At 37.6% G+C, this 16,758-nt stretch carries 15 protein-coding genes and 1 pseudogene; 6 read left to right on the plus strand and 10 right to left on the minus strand.

The window, feature by feature from the left end:
* Window positions 1-35: 35 nt before the first annotated feature.
* The 6 genes from B7E04_RS19785 to B7E04_RS19810 all read right to left on the minus strand — a co-directional run bounded on the left by B7E04_RS19785 (window position 36) and on the right by B7E04_RS19810 (window position 7,266).
* The gene (locus tag B7E04_RS19785; RefSeq protein ID WP_062649231.1) at window positions 36-1,427 is read right to left on the minus strand and encodes a type III PLP-dependent enzyme domain-containing protein; all 1,392 of its coding nucleotides are present in this window, start codon (window positions 1,425-1,427) and stop codon (window positions 36-38) included.
* A 110-nt stretch (window positions 1,428-1,537) separates the two neighbouring features.
* Window positions 1,538-2,413, minus strand: a complete 876-nt coding sequence (locus B7E04_RS19790; protein ID WP_080780259.1) for a tyrosine-protein phosphatase — start codon at window positions 2,411-2,413, stop codon at window positions 1,538-1,540.
* 131 nt (window positions 2,414-2,544) lie between these two features.
* Window positions 2,545-3,174 carry a thiamine diphosphokinase gene (locus B7E04_RS19795; RefSeq protein ID WP_080780260.1) on the minus strand — a complete coding sequence of 210 codons (630 nt, stop codon included), beginning with the start codon at window positions 3,172-3,174 and terminating at the stop codon, window positions 2,545-2,547.
* Window positions 3,164-3,733: a cob(I)yrinic acid a,c-diamide adenosyltransferase gene (locus B7E04_RS19800; RefSeq protein ID WP_080780261.1), complete on the minus strand. Its 570-nt coding sequence runs from the start codon at window positions 3,731-3,733 to the stop codon at window positions 3,164-3,166. The genes B7E04_RS19795 and B7E04_RS19800 overlap by 11 nt, the downstream gene beginning before the upstream one ends.
* A 192-nt stretch (window positions 3,734-3,925) precedes the next feature.
* Window positions 3,926-6,346, minus strand: coding sequence for a TonB-dependent receptor plug domain-containing protein (locus B7E04_RS19805; protein ID WP_080780262.1), 2,421 nt, complete (start codon window positions 6,344-6,346; stop codon window positions 3,926-3,928).
* 335 nt (window positions 6,347-6,681) lie between these two features.
* Window positions 6,682-7,266: a hypothetical protein gene (locus tag B7E04_RS19810; RefSeq protein ID WP_080780263.1), complete on the minus strand. Its 585-nt coding sequence runs from the start codon at window positions 7,264-7,266 to the stop codon at window positions 6,682-6,684.
* 175 nt (window positions 7,267-7,441) lie between these two features.
* Here B7E04_RS19810 and B7E04_RS19815 point away from each other — a divergent pair, with 175 nt between their 5' ends.
* The gene (locus B7E04_RS19815; protein ID WP_080780264.1) at window positions 7,442-7,933 is read left to right on the plus strand and encodes a DinB family protein; all 492 of its coding nucleotides are present in this window, start codon (window positions 7,442-7,444) and stop codon (window positions 7,931-7,933) included.
* A 228-nt stretch (window positions 7,934-8,161) separates the two neighbouring features.
* Here B7E04_RS19815 and B7E04_RS19820 read toward each other — a convergent pair whose 3' ends face one another.
* Together B7E04_RS19820 and B7E04_RS19825 are read right to left on the minus strand one after the other, a co-directional pair.
* Window positions 8,162-9,262, minus strand: a complete 1,101-nt coding sequence (locus tag B7E04_RS19820; RefSeq protein WP_080780265.1) for a linear amide C-N hydrolase — start codon at window positions 9,260-9,262, stop codon at window positions 8,162-8,164.
* A gap of 128 nt (window positions 9,263-9,390) precedes the next feature.
* Window positions 9,391-10,344 (minus strand): helix-turn-helix transcriptional regulator, encoded by a 954-nt coding sequence (locus B7E04_RS19825; RefSeq protein ID WP_080780266.1) that lies wholly within the window; start codon window positions 10,342-10,344, stop codon window positions 9,391-9,393.
* 330 nt (window positions 10,345-10,674) lie between these two features.
* Here B7E04_RS19825 and B7E04_RS19830 point away from each other — a divergent pair, with 330 nt between their 5' ends.
* Complete coding sequence (locus B7E04_RS19830) at window positions 10,675-11,244, plus strand: Crp/Fnr family transcriptional regulator (protein WP_080780267.1); 570 nt, start codon at window positions 10,675-10,677, stop codon at window positions 11,242-11,244.
* 76 nt (window positions 11,245-11,320) lie between these two features.
* Window positions 11,321-11,791 carry a carboxymuconolactone decarboxylase family protein gene (locus B7E04_RS19835; RefSeq protein ID WP_080780268.1) on the plus strand — a complete coding sequence of 157 codons (471 nt, stop codon included), beginning with the start codon at window positions 11,321-11,323 and terminating at the stop codon, window positions 11,789-11,791.
* A gap of 195 nt (window positions 11,792-11,986) precedes the next feature.
* Here the strand turns inward: B7E04_RS19835 and B7E04_RS19840 are convergent, their stop codons facing one another.
* Together B7E04_RS19840 and lptB are read right to left on the minus strand one after the other, a co-directional pair.
* Entirely contained in the window at window positions 11,987-13,714 is a 1,728-nt protein-coding gene (locus B7E04_RS19840) for an ABC transporter ATP-binding protein (protein WP_080780756.1), read from the minus strand.
* A 508-nt stretch (window positions 13,715-14,222) separates the two neighbouring features.
* Window positions 14,223-14,948: pseudogene (gene lptB, locus B7E04_RS19845) on the minus strand (LPS export ABC transporter ATP-binding protein); the annotation flags it as partial.
* A gap of 298 nt (window positions 14,949-15,246) precedes the next feature.
* Between lptB and B7E04_RS19850 the strand changes: the two are divergent.
* From B7E04_RS19850 to B7E04_RS19860, 3 genes are all read left to right on the plus strand, one after another.
* A complete protein-coding gene (locus B7E04_RS19850; protein ID WP_080780270.1) occupies window positions 15,247-15,546 on the plus strand; it encodes a TM2 domain-containing protein in 300 nt (99 codons plus the stop codon).
* A 169-nt stretch (window positions 15,547-15,715) separates the two neighbouring features.
* Window positions 15,716-16,444, plus strand: a complete 729-nt coding sequence (locus B7E04_RS19855) for a hypothetical protein (protein WP_080780271.1) — start codon at window positions 15,716-15,718, stop codon at window positions 16,442-16,444.
* Between the two features lie 46 nt (window positions 16,445-16,490).
* Window positions 16,491-16,673 carry a bacteriocin gene (locus B7E04_RS19860; RefSeq protein ID WP_062649257.1) on the plus strand — a complete coding sequence of 61 codons (183 nt, stop codon included), beginning with the start codon at window positions 16,491-16,493 and terminating at the stop codon, window positions 16,671-16,673.
* Window positions 16,674-16,758 lie beyond the last annotated feature (85 nt).

A 16,758-nucleotide genomic window follows, 5' to 3' on the forward strand; every position in this document is an offset into this window, starting at 1 on the left:
TCGTCACTTCGTTCCTCGCAATGACGTTGTCATTATTAGTAACCCAGGATTTTCAGAATATCTTCCGGTTCCTGTTTTTCACGGAAAATTTCATATTGCAGATCACCGTTTTCATCTTTCTGGATCAGGACGTGTCTCGGCTGTGGCATCAGGCAGTGATGTACTCCACCATAGCCCCCGATTGTTTCCTGATAGGCTCCCGTATGGAAAAATCCGATGTACAGAGGCTTTGTATCACTGAAAACCGGCAGATAGATCGCATTGGTATGCTGCTCGGAATTATAATAATCATCCGAATCACAGGTTAACCCGCCCAGGAATACTCTTTCATAGGTATCTTCCCATCTGTTCAGCGGAAGCATGATAAAGTGTCTTGAAATAGCCCATGTATCAGGAAGCGTGGTCATGAATGAGGAATCAATCATATTCCATTTTTCCCTGTCGTTCTGACGTTTCTGAGAGATAATTTTATACAGGTTGGCGCCACTTTCCCCTACGGTAAAGCTTCCGAATTCCGTATAAATATTAGGTTCTTCCACTCCTTCCTCTTCACAGAATTTTTTGATCTGCGAAACGATTTCTTCCACCATGTACTGGTAATCGTATTCGAAATTTAAAGATGTTTTAATCGGGAAACCTCCACCGATGTTCAGAGAATCCACTTCAGGAGCGATTTTCTTCAGACGCGCATACACACGAAGACATTTGTATAATTCGTTCCAGTAATAGGCGGTATCTTTGATTCCGGTATTAATAAAGAAGTGAAGCATTTTCAGTCTTGCATTCGGATGCTCCGCAATCTTCTGGCTGTAGTAAGGAATAATATCTCTATACCCGATCCCCAGTCTTGAGGTATAAAATTCGAATTTCGGCTCTTCTTCCGAAGCAATTCTGATCCCGATATCAAAAGTGGTATCAATGCTTTCAGTAAGTTTGTCCAGCTCACGGTAATTATCCAGAATCGGGGTAATATTTTCAAAACCGCTGTTGATCATCTCGGAAATCTTCACCAGATAATCATCTGTTTTGAATCCGTTACAGATCACTTCAATATTTTTATCTACTTTCCCTTTTTCGTAAAGAGATTTTACAATATCCATATCGTATGCAGAAGAAGTTTCTATAGAAATATCATTCTTAAGAGCTTCTTCAAGCACAAAATTAAAATGACTGGATTTTGTACAGTAGCAATAGGTATAATTCTTTTTATATTCGGTCTTCTCAAAAGCTTCCCTGAACCAGCTTTTCGCCTTCTGGATATTTTGAGAAATTCTCGGCAGGTAGCTAATTTTTAGCGGGGTGCCAAATTTTTCAACGACTTCCATTAAAGGAACATCGTGAAATAACAAATTGTTCTCAGAAACATTAAATTCCTCTGTAGGAAAATACAATGTCTGATCAATAAGTTCCGAGTACTTTATTTTCATTTCTTGACAAGTGAATTACGAAATGCAAAATTGCTAAAAAAGTTTGATTTTTGAACGTTAAATTTATTATAAATTTCAAAAGAGGAGCCATCGAAAACCTCAGCAGATTATCAATTTGTAAACTTCCTGATATATTCTTCTCTCTTATCTTCTGAAATTCCCAAAACCTTTTGAATATAAGCATCCAATGAGCCGTATTTCTTATTGATTTCATCAAAAGCAGCATCCAGATACGCGGTTTCTACCCAACTGAGTTTTTCAAGGACTTTTACATCCATTTTCGGATAGAGAAAATGTAAATTATTCGCGAGCCTGAGTCTTTTATCCACCAGTTTTTTTCTGTAATTATTGGATAAAAGATAGTCGTTGTAAATGGTTTCTTTATCAAATTTTAAAATACTTAAGATCAAAGCCGTAGTGATTCCTGTCCTGTCTTTTCCTGCGGTACAATGGTACAGAACCGGCTGATCCGATTCCAGGATTTCAGTAATGATTTTTCTGATGACTTCGGGATTTTCCGTTACATATTCACGGTAGAAATCTGTCATTCTTTTGTCTGCATCGGAACCGTTTACTTTTCCTTTCAGAACCAGTTTTCGTGACTGGGTGAGCTGATCTCCTTCATCTTCAAAAGCTGAATATTTTTTATACATCATATCACCCGGAAGCTGATCCGGTTTATCAGCAATTTCTTTATAATTCCTGAGATCAATAACCTCTTTTATTCCTAAATTTTCCAGTTCCCTGAATGATTTTTTCTTCAGTTTATGAAGATGGCCGCTTCTATAGAATTTACCTTCTTTTAAAATCCTTCCTTCGGAATTTTTAATATTCCCTACCGTCCGGAAATTGTAAACTTTTTTAATCTGAATAGGCTTTCCGCTTTCTTTTTTTCCGTATTCAGGAGTGGAAAAATCTTGTGTTTTGCATGAGAACACGCAGAATAATGAGAGGATCAGAAATGATATTTTGATGAGATTTTTCATTTATTAACCACGGATTGCACGGATTTTCACAGATGTTCGTGTAATTTTTTATATTTTGGCTAAAGCCAATCAGGATTTATATTTTTTTGAATGGGCTAAAGCCCATCCCTATTGATTGTATTGATGTTTACTTATAAATATTTTTTTCCGATAAAAATCAACAGATCTCCTTTTTCATATTCAATGGAAACCTCATCTTCAACGGCGAAATTCCGGGTTCCTATTCTTGAAGTGATGCTTAAGCTTCCGTTGGTTAAAGGCCAGTTGAGACCTTTTGTTGTTATATTTTCAACCGCAGGAAAAGGATACAGGGAAATCATTTTATTTTTAACCTTTTTCAGCTCAAATTTCTTTGGTATAAAATAATATTCTGAAAACTCATCGTAAAATTTTATATCCAAATAACCTTTAAAAGCATAAGCAACGGTAAGATTTCCTAAAAAATGATCCTGCTCACCACCACTTCCGCCAAAAACATCCACTGTATCAAATCCTTTTTCTGCAATAAGGTCCAGTGCTTTATGAAAATCTGTTTTGTCCTGATCAGGCGTATGAATAAACTTTTCATGATAGATATTTTCATCTGATCCTGAATGGGAATCAAAATCACCGGAAATAAAATCCAGCTTATCCAGCGGAAAACCTAATCTTTTCAGGTAATGAAAAGCCCCGTCCGTACAGGCAATGAGCTTATAGTCAGATGCATTAGGAAGTATTTCCGGAGCCTCTCCATTGATAAAAAGCAATACTTTACCTTTCATTCGGGTTCCAGTATTCTTCCGGTTCGTTATTTAGTTTTGAAATATATCTGGCCAGGACGAAAAGATAATCCGAAAGCCTGTTCAGGTATTTGATCAGTTCCGGGCGCACTTCTTCCGCTTCATTTAAGAAGACAAGGGAGCGTTCTGCCCTTCTGCAGATGGTTCTTGCCGCATGTAAAAAAGTAGCCGGTTTTCCACCTCCGGGAAGAATAAAATACTGAAGGGGCTCCAGTTTTTCTTCAAAAGCATCCATCCACTGTTCCAGTTCTTCGATTTCGGTTTCGGAAATAATCAACGGCAGACGTGATTTTCCGTTGGCCAGCATTAATTTATCAGCTGGTGTAGCTGCTTCCGAGCCTACTGTAAACAGATCAAACTGAATTTTCTTCAGCTGCTTCAAGACTTCTTCGTCTTCAATATGGCTTTTTGAAATCCCGATGAATGAGTTGAGCTCATCTATATTTCCATAGCTGTCTACTCTGGCACTGGCTTTGGAAACCCTTGTACCGCCATATAAAGCGGTCTGTCCTTTATCTCCTGTTTTCGTGTAAATTTTCATACTACTAAATTACTTTATTTTGAACAATGTAAAAAGTAAAATGTAGGAATAGCTTCCTATTCGGTCTGAAAAAATAAAACTGACATTAGAAATTAATGTCAGTTAATATTTACGTAGGCGGGTTTTATATTTTTTGGATTACTTTCCCTTTGGTAAGTATGATACAGCAATGCTAATTTTTTTATTTACAGATTAAAAAGTATAATTAACATTTAGCTGGAAAGTTGTTCCGTTAAATCCGAACTGGTTGACCTCCCAGGGATATTTGAACCTTCCTCCAAGATCTGTTACTACATCTCCTTTACTGTCTATTACATCGGGATAAATATTAAATAAATTATTGACGACTCCGGAAACTTTAAGATCTTTGGTGATTTTATATGTTAAAACGATGTCTGTAATCACCTTACCGGAAAATGTCTGGTCTTTGGCAGGATCAGTTGCATGTTGCCATGTAACAGAACCAAAATATGTATTATTAAGGTTAAAGTTAAGCTTTGAAATGTCATACGAAAGACTAAGAATAGTTTTTGTTTTTGGCCTTGCAGAGATAATTCTGGATTGTTCTTTTCTGTCAAAAAAGTTTTCTGAATAACCATTTTCAGCCAAAATAGACGGAACGGCAATATTATCTACTATTTTAGTTTCGTTATAATTGAAAGCAGCAATAACACCCAATCTTCCTTTCCCAATAGCGGAAGTATAATAATTAGCTACGAAATCTACCCCTTCAGTAACTGTATTTACAGCATTCGTGAAAAACTTCAGCGAGGTAATTTTATTATTGTCTAATATTACTTCCACAGGGTTTGTTATATCCGGACTACCCGGAGCACCGGTCTTGTAACCAATATCTCCTGAGAAAAGTACCCGGTCTTTAATTTTTATTCTATAATAATCTGCTGTAATCGTCAGGTTCTTAAAAGGTTTTACAGCAAGCCCCCCGGTAATGTTAAATGCTTTTTCAGCATTTAATTTTTGTACCCCAAGATCTGATCTTACAATTTGAGAGTCATTGTTAAAAGTACCCTGATTAGCTACCGTATTCCCTGTAATTTTGGTTTGAACATTAGAATAATAAATCTGGTGTAATGAAGGTGCCCTAAATCCCGTAGAAACAGACCCGCGGAAAACTAATTTATCATCCAGCAATTTATATCTTGCATTTCCTTTCCAGGAAACATTATTTCCAAAATCGCTAAAGTTTTCATACCTCACAGTTCCTCCAAGTAAGAAGTTTTTCGTAACATCCCATTCAGAATTCACATAAGCTCCGATATTCTGACGATTTTTATTGATTTCATTCTGAGGCTGCAGTCCTGGAAATGATTCTGCACCACTTCCTATATAAGATGCCTCCTCTCCTGCATTTGCCTGATAGTTCTCATTACGTACTTCAACGCCGGCTCCTAAAACAAACGTACCAAAATTCCGGTTGATATCTATGTTTCCTATAATATTACTAAACTGATGACCACCCGCTTTAAAACGGGTTGGTGAATTTCCACCCAAAGACGTATTAATCGTGTTTCCTACAACATAATCTACCGCATTGGAGCCGAAGGTAGCACTACCATCAAAACTCCATTTTCCAAACATGCCCTTCCACCCGGAGGTTAAATTATAATCATAAACATCTGTTTTAAATTCCGGTTGAAATCCATTGTAAGGTTGTCCATTTGGAGTTAATAAACCAAAATCTGAACTTACCCAATAGGGTGTTCTATACAAACCATAACTGGTTCCATTCCTGTAAGTGGTACCACCAAAAGCATAAAACTTACCTGTTTCACCTGTTGGCAATTCAAAATTCACAAACATATTGGCAACTTTTGTGTCCGGCTGCCCTATAATCATTCCCAAACCAGGATTAGCCTGCGTCCAGGCATTATCCACATCAAAAAGTCCATCTTTTGTAACAGACCCCGCACGGTTAGTTCTATTTTGGGAAGAATATCCCAATGTAAGATTCAAACTTCCATTTTTTGCAACTCTGATTCCTGTATTAAAATCTGCTCCGATATTAAAGCCGTCTCCTTTTGAAGTAATACCTGAAAAAAGATTGACTGTACTTTTTCCAACGCTGTTCTTAAGAATAATATTGATCACTCCTGCAATAGCGTCAGAACCATACTGTGCAGAGGCACCATCTCTTAAAACCTCTACATTCTGTAAGGCAGCGGATGGAATACTCTTCAGATCCGTACCTACCTCACCTTTTCCCGGCGTATCATTTACGTAAATTAAAGCGCTTTGATTTTTTCTTTTACCATTAACCAAAACTAATGTTCTGGAAGGCCCTAATCCCCTTAAGTCTGCCGGATCAAAATGAGCCGTTGCATCAGAAACGGTTTGCTGTGACGAATTAAAAGAGGGTACCGAGTATGTTAAAGCTTTATCAAAAGTAATTTGTCCTGTGGATTTTAGCTGTACTGCCGAAATATTATCGATAGGAATTGCTGATGTAATGATAGTTCTGGGCTTAGTTCTACCTGTAGTAACCACGACCTCATCTATATTATTTTCTTTTACACCTTCCTGAGCATATGCCATAGTACCCGCTCCGCTTAACACTAATACACAGATTTTTTTATTAAATGATTTTCCTTTCATACGTTGTCAATAATTCAATAAATCTAGCAAAAATATCAATATTAAATATCAAAAATGAAAATATGTTGAAAATACATTCATCAAACTATGCAATGAATATTATTATTATTCTATAAAAAATAAGACTTGATTTACAAAATATGAAGTGACCTATTAATAATCTGAAAAAAAATAATAATAACTTCCTATTCTGTCTGATAAAATAAATAGCAGACAATAGGATAAAATGATTTTCATCTGGTCTAAAAAGTATTTTCAACAGATTGAGACTGCATCGCGAATGTTTGTCAATGACTATGTAAAAAAATGACCGGATAAATCCGGCCACTCACAAATTATTTATTTACCTCTACATATTGTATGATGGTCTGGGTTTTAGGGTTATAGATTATAGTACTGTTGTTGGGAAACCTTTTCAGTCGGTAATATTCTATATTTTTATCGTTTTTGATATCATCCAGGAAGCTGGTATCAAAAGTATTTTCGGGGAGAAATTTGGAGATAAAGCTTATTTTATCAATAATGCTCTGGCCGTCTATTTTACGGGCTGTTTTGTCTGATTTATTTTCATCGGAAGCAGGCTGTTTTTCCAGAAAGGGAAGCAGGACAGCGATATCTGATTTATATTTAAAGATATATCCTTCAGAACCATTGGGAAATTTGAATTTCTTTCCGGTATCTTCGGTCACTATTGGTTTTCCGCCATCGGGAAATACTTCATTAAATTTTACGTCCTGGGAGTTGGCCAGAGAATTAATGGATTCACTAACCGTTTTTTTAACTGTTTCTTCAACGGCCTGCTGGGCTTTCTGCTGCACAGTTTCTGTAGTTTTCTGAACCGTCTGGTCTATCTTCTCTTCGATCTTATTACATGATATTAATAAAAAAACAGGAATAACGGGCAAAATATACTTCTTCATTTCTTGAGTTTAATTACTGATGTTTTATTAATGCAATTTACATTTAAACGGGAAACCTTCCCATATATTTTAATAAAGAAAAAATATTTTTTAACCTTCAAAATCCTACTGACAAACTGTTGTCATAACGCCGTCATATCTTTGTATCAACAATAACAAACAAAACAATACTATTATGACAACTACAGCAACAGCCACCAAACAATTCATGAGCACTGATCAATTATTAGAGCACTGGCAAGGACACAGAAACCTGACAAGAAGAGTGATTGAAGCTTTCCCTGAAAAAGAATTATTCGAGTTTTCAGTAGGCGGTATGAGACCTTTCGCAAAACTGGCCGTAGAACTTATCAGCATTGCAGGACCTGCATTAAAGGGAATCATCAACGAAAATATGGAAGCCTACAATGAAGAAGGTTTTAACCCAAAAACCAAAGAAGAGATCCTGAAAAAATGGGACGAAGAAACTGAAGTGATCAATCATTATTTCAATCAGATCTCAGAGGAACGTTTCCAGGAAACCTTCAATCTATTCGGGCAGTATGAGTTTCCTGTTTACCAGAATATTCTTTATTTCGTAGACAATGAAATCCACCACAGAGGTCAGGGATATGCATATTTGAGAACTTTAGGAATTGAGCCCCCTTTTTTTTGGGAGAGATTTTAGGATCACTGATGCCTTTGTTCAGGCTTAAAATCATGATACAAAACAGACAAAAAGATGAAACGGCAGAATCGCAAGCTCCATTCAGATTATCCATTTATTAAATACAGACACCCCGGATTTTGTTGTTTCTGATTTTTGTCTTTTACCTGAAAATAAAAGTTTCTTTTATTCAAATTATATAAATTTCCAAAGCTCCGGCTTCACGAATGTGAAGCCGGAGCTTGTTTTTTATTCAGGTAAAATATTTGTAAAGAATTTGATGATATTTTCTTTCAATTTAACGAAGGTTTTTGAAGTCCCAAATTCCTTGTTATCATATCCGATGGGAAATCCTTTTTCTACATATTCATTATTCTTCTTCAAAGTAAGAACCTGAAACTTATCATTTACAGTCCCCAGGCTTTCCGTATGAATATCTAAAAATTTAACGGAACCATTAGCAGAGAAATCCAGCTTATGGAGATCAACAGTTTTAATTTCTTTTTTCAGATCCGAACGGAAATAGAGATTCATATTTTTCACATCAATTACAGTCTGCCATTCTCCTGCATAGATTGAATTCAGGATGTTCCATGCGTAATCTACAGGCTTTTTGTCATACTTATAGTTTCCCAGCATATAATAAGCACGGTTGTAGCGGTCTTCCCATTTTCCGTCCTTTGTCAATTCAAATTTTTCACTGCCGCCTAAGAAATCAAATTTTTTAGCATTCTCAAAATCTTTTTTATATTGGTTATTGCACAAAAGAGGGATGGGCATATCTTTATCGGTCAGTACTTTATATTTTCCGTCAAGTAAAGCAATGGTCGCTGTATTTCCTTTGGCATCACTCAGGAAAAAGTGACTGCCGGCTGCCCCCGGCCACCAGTCTATATTAGGTCCTTCATTCAGATGATCTACCACTTCCTGTACCGATTTATAATTATCCAGCTGGTATTGAATCCACTGGGCCCAGAACATATTTGCCTGTTTGGGATTGAATACTTTCGTGGTTTCATCAAGAGACAGTTCAACCAGGAAAAGCCCTTTTTCATTAACTCCGTAGCAGGGAAAATCATATCCGAGCAGATTGAAAGTTACCGATCCGTACTTTGAAATCCATTCTTTGGTAGATTTCGGGTTATCGGTGGTCAGGTTTTCCCAGCTGATATTCCTTTTCTGAATGTCACGCTTGTTTACCACGATCATGCCCGGCATGGTTTTCCAGTTCTCATTGAATCCTACGACGCAATGATCCTTTCCTTTTAATAAAAATACCGAGCAGGCAGAAAGCATACCGGAATACACGAATGCAGCCAAAAGAAAACCGCGTAAGAATAATGATTTCATGATCGTTGTATATTTTACTATTTAAACAAAAATCAGGAGAAAATATTTTATTCAGCCAATTTTGCTACCAATGTCAGCAATTAAATGCTGAACTCCGGTTGTTACCCATCAAATTGCATTATTTTCCTTTATTCCAATTTTTTGGAAATATCCCGGGCTATATTTCTCACTTTTGTTTTTAAAGATTCAGGTTCCAAAACAGTAGCATAGTCCGCAAAAGTGATGAGCCAGCGCGGAAAGCCTTCTTCTATCCATTCCGTCTCAAAGGTCATTTCAATTCCATGCTCTGTTTCCTTTTCTTCAATAATCCCGTAATATCTTTTGGAATTAACAATATGTCCCATTATTTTTTTCTCCACCAAAAGCCGCACTCTTGTTTTTTCACCGTTTGAATATCTCCTGTAATCATTAATCTGCCCGTATTCCTGTGAAAAAGGGTTCTGGGTTTTCAAAATCTGAAGGATCCTGTCTACCCGGAACTGCCTGAAGTCTTTTCTCAATGTGCAGAAAGCCATAATGTACCAGAAATTGAACTCAAAAAAAACTCCCACAGCTTCTATGGTTCTGTTGGTTACCCTTGAATCTACGGTTTTATATTCAATGATCAGTTGTGTTTTATCTGCAATGCTTTCAAGGATGGTAGGAATTACATTTTTAACAGTATCTTCTGAACGTGGATGGTGGTTATAAACATCAATCTGTTTTTCAATATCACGGATCAGGTTTTTATCTGAATGCCGGAGTACGGAACGCACTTTTTCCATGGCTGTCTGATAATGGCTCCCGAGACTTTCGTGGGAAAATTTCTGCATCAGTTTTTCCGCGGTGATAAAGCTCAGGACTTCCTGCTTGGTAAACATTACAGGCGGGAGTTTATAGCCATCCATAAGGGAATATCCGTTTCCCGCTTCTCCTATAATCGGGATTCCTGCATTCTCAAGGGTTTTCACATCACGGTAGATCGTCCGGATGCTGACATCAAATTTTGCAGCAAGGTCCTGTGCCCTAACCATAGGTTTTGACTGCAGCTGTGTGAGAATAGCTGTTACCCTGTCCAGTTTTTTAAGATAATGATCATTCATAATTGATACAGCAAATCTATCAATCTTTTTTGGGTGGATCACATAAACTGACCTGCTTTTTATTTATATTTAACCTGAGTTCGGAAAAGAAGGCTGGAAGCTGGAAGAGGGACGCTGGAGGTTAATACCGGCGGCTAATATTAAATAACACCCTGGAATTTGATCAGGCAGTTTTAAAGAATTAATAAAAATTGCTTTAAAGTTGTATTTTAGATTTCAATAACTTCCTTCTTCGGCCTTCAAGCTTCCTGACAACATATTAAAAACGGAAATGTCTTATTCTAAACTCAGCATATATTTAAATCTTTACTCATTCCCTTATTTTTGAATATGAATCCTATCCATTTTATTCAGACCATTGAAAACATAAGTAAGCCTGAACCAGCTGTTATGGATGCTTTGGCATCAAATTTAGAATCAAAAACTTACCGGAAAGGAGATTTTCTTTTAAAAGGAGATGAAACCTGCAGGTATTTTTATTTCCTTGAAACAGGCTTGGTAAAGCTCTTTTTCGACAATGGTGACAAGGATTTCATCATGACTTTCTTTTCTGAAAATTCTTTTTTCACAGAGTTGAATGGCTTTTTAACCGGTAATCCTTCAAAATACATGATCGTTGCCCTGGAGCCCTGCGAAGTCTTTAGGATTCATAAAGACGTGATCGGAAATTTGTGTAAAAAGTATCACAGTGCAGAAACGCTTTTCAGTAAGCTTTATCAAAAGGCTCCTGTCAATATGATGGGAAGAATCAGTGAAATGCTTGAAGATGAGGGCAAAAAACGTTACCATAATTTCCTGAAGCAAAGGCCGGATCTTATTCAGCGCATCAGTCTCGGGGATCTGGCAGATTATATCGGGATCACCCAGGTTTCTTTAAGCAGAATCCGCGCCCAGAAATAGTTTTTTATCATATGTAAAAAAATTCCGGAAAATTGCGATCTACATTTGTCATATAATTAATCAAAAACAAATTATTATGTCACAAAGAATCAATGCATTTGCAGTGGGAAACAAAGCTGTAAACGCCCTTCACCACATGGGATCTCAGGTACAGCATTCATCACTTGACCGTTCATTTCTGGAGCTTCTGTATTTCCGGGTTTCGCAGATCAACGGATGTGCCTTCTGCCTGGATATGCACTCTAAAGAATTAAGAGCAAATGGTGAAACTGAACAGAGAATATTTCTGGTCAGTGCGTGGAGAGAATGTTCTTTTTACACCGACAGAGAAAAGGCCGGATTGCTTTGGGCCGAGACACTCACCTCTTTAAACGGAAAGGAAGTTTCTGACGAAATTTATGCTGAAGCCATCAAACATTTTTCCGAAACTGAACTGGTAGATCTTACTATGGCAGTAATTGCCATCAACAGCTACAACAGGATCAATATTGCTTTCGGTGCTGATGTGGGAACTTATGAGGTTGCTGAAAAAAGTACCGTGAAGTAATTTATATTTTCACGCAGATTGAGCAAATTGAGCAGATTTTCACAGATAGTTGCGGATAGATTTTGAAACATTAAGATTTATGAAGGAGATAAGAATAATTAAGAAAAATCTAAAGATTTTTTAAGTCGTACTTTTCAAAGATTTACAAAAAATAAAATCTGCTCAATCTGCTCAATCTGCGTGAATAACAGAAAATTAATTTTCCTTAAAAGAATTCACCAGCTTGTCCAGATTTAAACTTCTTGCGGATGCATCAAAGATCTCCCGATAAGTTCCGTTGAGCTGCACCAATTCATCATGGGTTCCGCTTTCCACAACCCTTCCTTTTTTCATCACATAGATGGTATCGGAATCCAGAATCTGTGACAATGAATGGGAAATAATAACCACCGTTCTTCCTTCCTTAATGGCATCCAGTGAATTTTTAATCTGTTCCGTAGCAATAGCATCCAGACTGGCCGTAGGCTCATCCAGAAATATAATCGGAGGATTTTTCAGGAATAACCTTGCAATAGCAATCCTCTGCTGCTGGCCTCCCGAAAGCTGGGTGGCATCATGCTGGTAACCGTCCGGAAGATCCAGGATCTGATCATGCAGATACGCTTTTTTCGAGGCTTCCTGAATCTCTTCAAAACTTGCATTCATATTCCCGTAGCGGATGTTGTCTTCAATGCTTCCCTGGAAAATATGGTTTTTCTGCAATACCAGTCCCAGATCGTCTCTCAGGAATGTATTGTCAAAATCATTTAAATTAACACCGTCCAATACAATTTCTCCGGAATCCGGAAGGTAAAATTTACATAAAAGATTGATGACGGTAGATTTTCCGGCACCACTCAATCCCACCAGCGCTGTGGTTTTCCCGTTCTCTATTTTCATGGAAACATTATGGAGTGCCTGTGTTCCGTTCGGGTAGCTGAAGTCTACATTTTTTAATTCGAAATTTCCTTTGATCTCTTTTTCTACAAAAGTTCCGTTAGGTTCCTTTTCATCATCAGCATTCAGGATGTCAAAATAGCCTTCGGCATAAATCATGGCATCATTCATATCGTCATAAATCCTGTGCAGCTGTCGGATAGGAGCTGAAATATTATTGAACAGCATGATATGAAGCATGATTGCGCCAATGGTCATTTGCTGGTCGAGCACCAGATAGACCGTTAAAAGGATGATCAGCACTACCCCGAATTGCTCTATAAAAGTTTTTAAACCATCATAAATAAAGTTGGTCTTTCTGGTGAACATCTGGCTTTCCATCAGTTCCATCTGTAAATCGTACTGTTTTTTTCCTTCAAATTTTTCACGGACAAAGCTTTTGATCACCATAATGGAGTTGATCAGATTCAGCAGTCCTGAAGTTTTTCTTTCCCTTTGATTTCTCAGCTGCCGGCGGACTCCGCCCAGTTTTTTTGCCTGCAGTGAGCTGATATAAAAATAAATCGGGACAATAATGGTAGACACCATTCCCACATACACATTCTGCATATACATAATGATGAGAGCGATGATAGCATTGGAAAACAGCGGCAGTATATCGATAAAAAAGTTCTGAACCAGCCTGGTCAGGCTTTCGATTCCGCGGTCTATTCTGATCTGCAGCTTCCCTGATTCATGATTTTCATCGTTGAAATAGGCTACACGGTACATCAGGATCTTGTCAATGGCTGATTGTGCCAGGACAGAACTGACATTGATCCGTATTTTTTCTCCATAAAATTTCTGTCCGAAATTGATAAAAATATTAAGCAGCTCTTTCCCCAGTAAAATAATAGAAATCACGACGAGAATATGAATTCCTTCAGACATCGGATGCGGAAGATGGGTCAGTTTTGTAACCTCGTCCACGGTATATTTTAAAACAATAGGGTTGACCTGCGCAGCCAAAGCGCCTAAAAAAGTAAGAAATAAGGTCCCGTAGATCATTAAACGGTAAGGCCTGATAAACGGAACAAGCTGTTTATAGATCCCGAATAATGTGACGGTTCTGTTAAAAGGTTTTGCCATAGAAATTATTTAACTAAAAAACGTACCGTTTCCGAGAGAAAAGGTACGTTTTATTCTATTTTTCAGCAAATACTTTTTACAGCAGGTCTGCTTATCCTTCGTAGAAATATGTGGTAAGATAATGCAGCTCAGGTTGGCTGGCCGCTTTGGATTCTGCTTCTGCCTGCTCCAGCGTATAATGGGAATTCAGTTCTTTTCTTTGGAAAACAAACGAATTATTGGCATTCTTATCTACCACTTCATTGAAAATATATTCAATTTCTGAATTGGCCAGTGACGCGAAACTGATATCTTCAATACCATGCATTAATCTGAGATCGTCAAACTGACTGAAATGTTCATCCGTAAATCCCTGGAACTGCTGTTTTGAATCAAAATTACCGGCCCAGATATTGTAAATATATTTTTTCCTTTTCGGTTTGTCTAAAATACTCTGATACACAAAGTTTTCACCAAGATAGGCCTCTCTTACCTGCGGATCATTCGCAAGGTCTTCCGGAAGCCCTTCTTTCAGGATGTTTCCTTCAAACATAATGTAGGTTTTGTTGGTGATTGCCAGCGTCTGCTGTACGTTGTGATCGGTGATCAGGATCCCGATATTTTTATCTACAAGGCTTCTCACGATTTTCTGAATATCTTCCACGGCAATAGGGTCTACCCCTGCGAAAGGCTCATCAAGAAGGATAAAGTTGGGGCTGGTAGCCAGACAGCGTGCAATTTCGGTTCTACGTCTTTCCCCTCCGGAAAGAAGATCTCCTCTGTTTTTACGAACATGCTGCAGAGAAAATTCTTCGATCAGCTCATCACATTTAATCTGCTGCTCGCGTTTAGACAGTTTGGTAAGCTGTAAAACCCCCATAATATTTTCTTCTACAGAAAGTTTTCTGAAGATGGAAGCTTCCTGGGCCAGATACCCGATTCCCTTCTGAGCTCTGCGGTACATGGCATCGCTGGTGATTTCCTGTTTATCCAGAAAAATCTTCCCGGAAGTGGGCTTAACCAAGCCTACGATCATATAAAACGAAGTGGTCTTTCCTGCTCCATTGGGGCCCAGCAAGCCGACAATTTCTCCCTGTTCAACCTGTACAGAAACCCCTTTTACTACCTTTTTAGGACCGTATTCTTTGATTAAATTTTCTCCACGTAAAATCATAGCAGCAAAGATAAAGTTTTTTTGAATTCAAATTTTAGATTATAAAGGGTAACCGGTTTTTTTTGAATCGCAGGTTTATTTTTTGTTACCCCAGAATGAAGATATTGAATTTATGTTTTGGCTAAAGCCATATAGATTATAATTATTTTTTTAATGAGCTAAAGCCTGTTTCTATTGAATATGGCTGTTTTTATGAGAAATTCTAGCCTGCATTAAAAATTAAACAACTATTCTGTAACTCCCTGAAATTTTATCCGACCTATTGAGAACTAATTTAACCTCACAAAATATATTAACAATGGAAAATTACGGATATACCAAAACGGAAGGCACACAAAATCAAAACCAACAAAACTCATTATCTTATCGTTCGGAGAAGAAAATTCCGGCGGCTATACTGGGAATTCTTGTAGGCTGGCTGGCTTTAAATAAGTTCTATCTGGGCTACACCAAAGAAGGAGTGATTCAGCTTGTTCTTAATATCATCACCTTTGGAGCGGCTTCTATTATTCCTTTTATCGAAGGAATTCTCTACCTGTTTATGAGTGATAAGCAGTTTGATGACACGTATGTTTATGGAAGGAAGGGATGGCTGTAGGAGAGGTTAAAAAGCGAAATAGCTAAATGGCAAAAGGGCGTAAAAGCAAAGAGAGCTGAGAGGGCTGAGAAAGCAAATTCGCTAATTTGCATTTTTGCCCTTTTACCTTTTCGCCTCACATCAATTTTATTCCCTACTTTTATACCACCAAATCAAGAATTAATTCACTATGGAAAATAATCAAGACCTGACGGATCTGCTTGCCCTGGATCTGGGTATTAATATTGTAGACAGGAGACCTTACGCCAAAGAGGTTTTCAAATGGCAGGATATGGATCTACTTCCCCATTCTTCCACCGATACCCTTCTCTGCGAAATCTTTGAATGGAACGGCAGAAACTGGAGAACTACGGGAAACAACCTCATCGGGTATCTGTTTTCGGGAGATATCCTTAACACTGTGAAAGAACAGCTGATCAACACACCAAAACATCCTGCTTTAATCCCCGATTTTGAGTTTACAAAAGACAGTATGGTGGAATATGGCCTTTCGCTGCCTTCTTTATTCAATATCGGGGTGAATGGAAATATCAAAAGCGCGAAAAGCTTTTCAGTACGGGTTAATGGAGTAACGAAATCCAGAATTACCAATATTGATTCTCCCGGAATTGAAATCCTGAAAAATTATTCACTATTTACGCAAAGTAAATCCAAGACTTACCGGAAAAATATCAAGTTCAATTATCTGAGCACTTCTCTTTTCTATGCTGAAAGCGTGGAGATTTTCCTGGAAAAGGAATCCGGAGTGGGGCTGGACGTAAGTTTCCAGACTCAGAATGTAGAAGTGGATGCCAAAATAGATACGGACACGAAGAAGCATTTTGTTTTAAAATACTCTGGAAATCAGGCTCCTTTTGCTGCTAAATTTACAAAAGGAAAAGATTTCAACATCATGTGATAAATTTTTATTACTTTAGTTTTTTTAACCAATAAAAATATTATTCATGAAAAAACTAACGAAAAAAGAATTGAAAAACATCAGTGGGGGAAACATCAGATTTCCTGATGCCAACGGCAACTGTCCAAGAGGCTGGTATCTGTGTCCGAAGAACGTATGCATCAATGATAATGGCGGGGAAAATCCTATCACACCCTCAAGTCCTTACTATCATGCCTGTTTCGGGTAAAAAAATATAATACCTCAGATTTGAAGTGTTTTTAAAGAAAATAGGCTGTTCGGTGAACAGCCTATTTATATGTTGCAACATTTCA

The organism is Chryseobacterium phocaeense, from assembly GCF_900169075.1.
GTDB lineage: Bacteria > Bacteroidota > Bacteroidia > Flavobacteriales > Weeksellaceae > Chryseobacterium > Chryseobacterium phocaeense.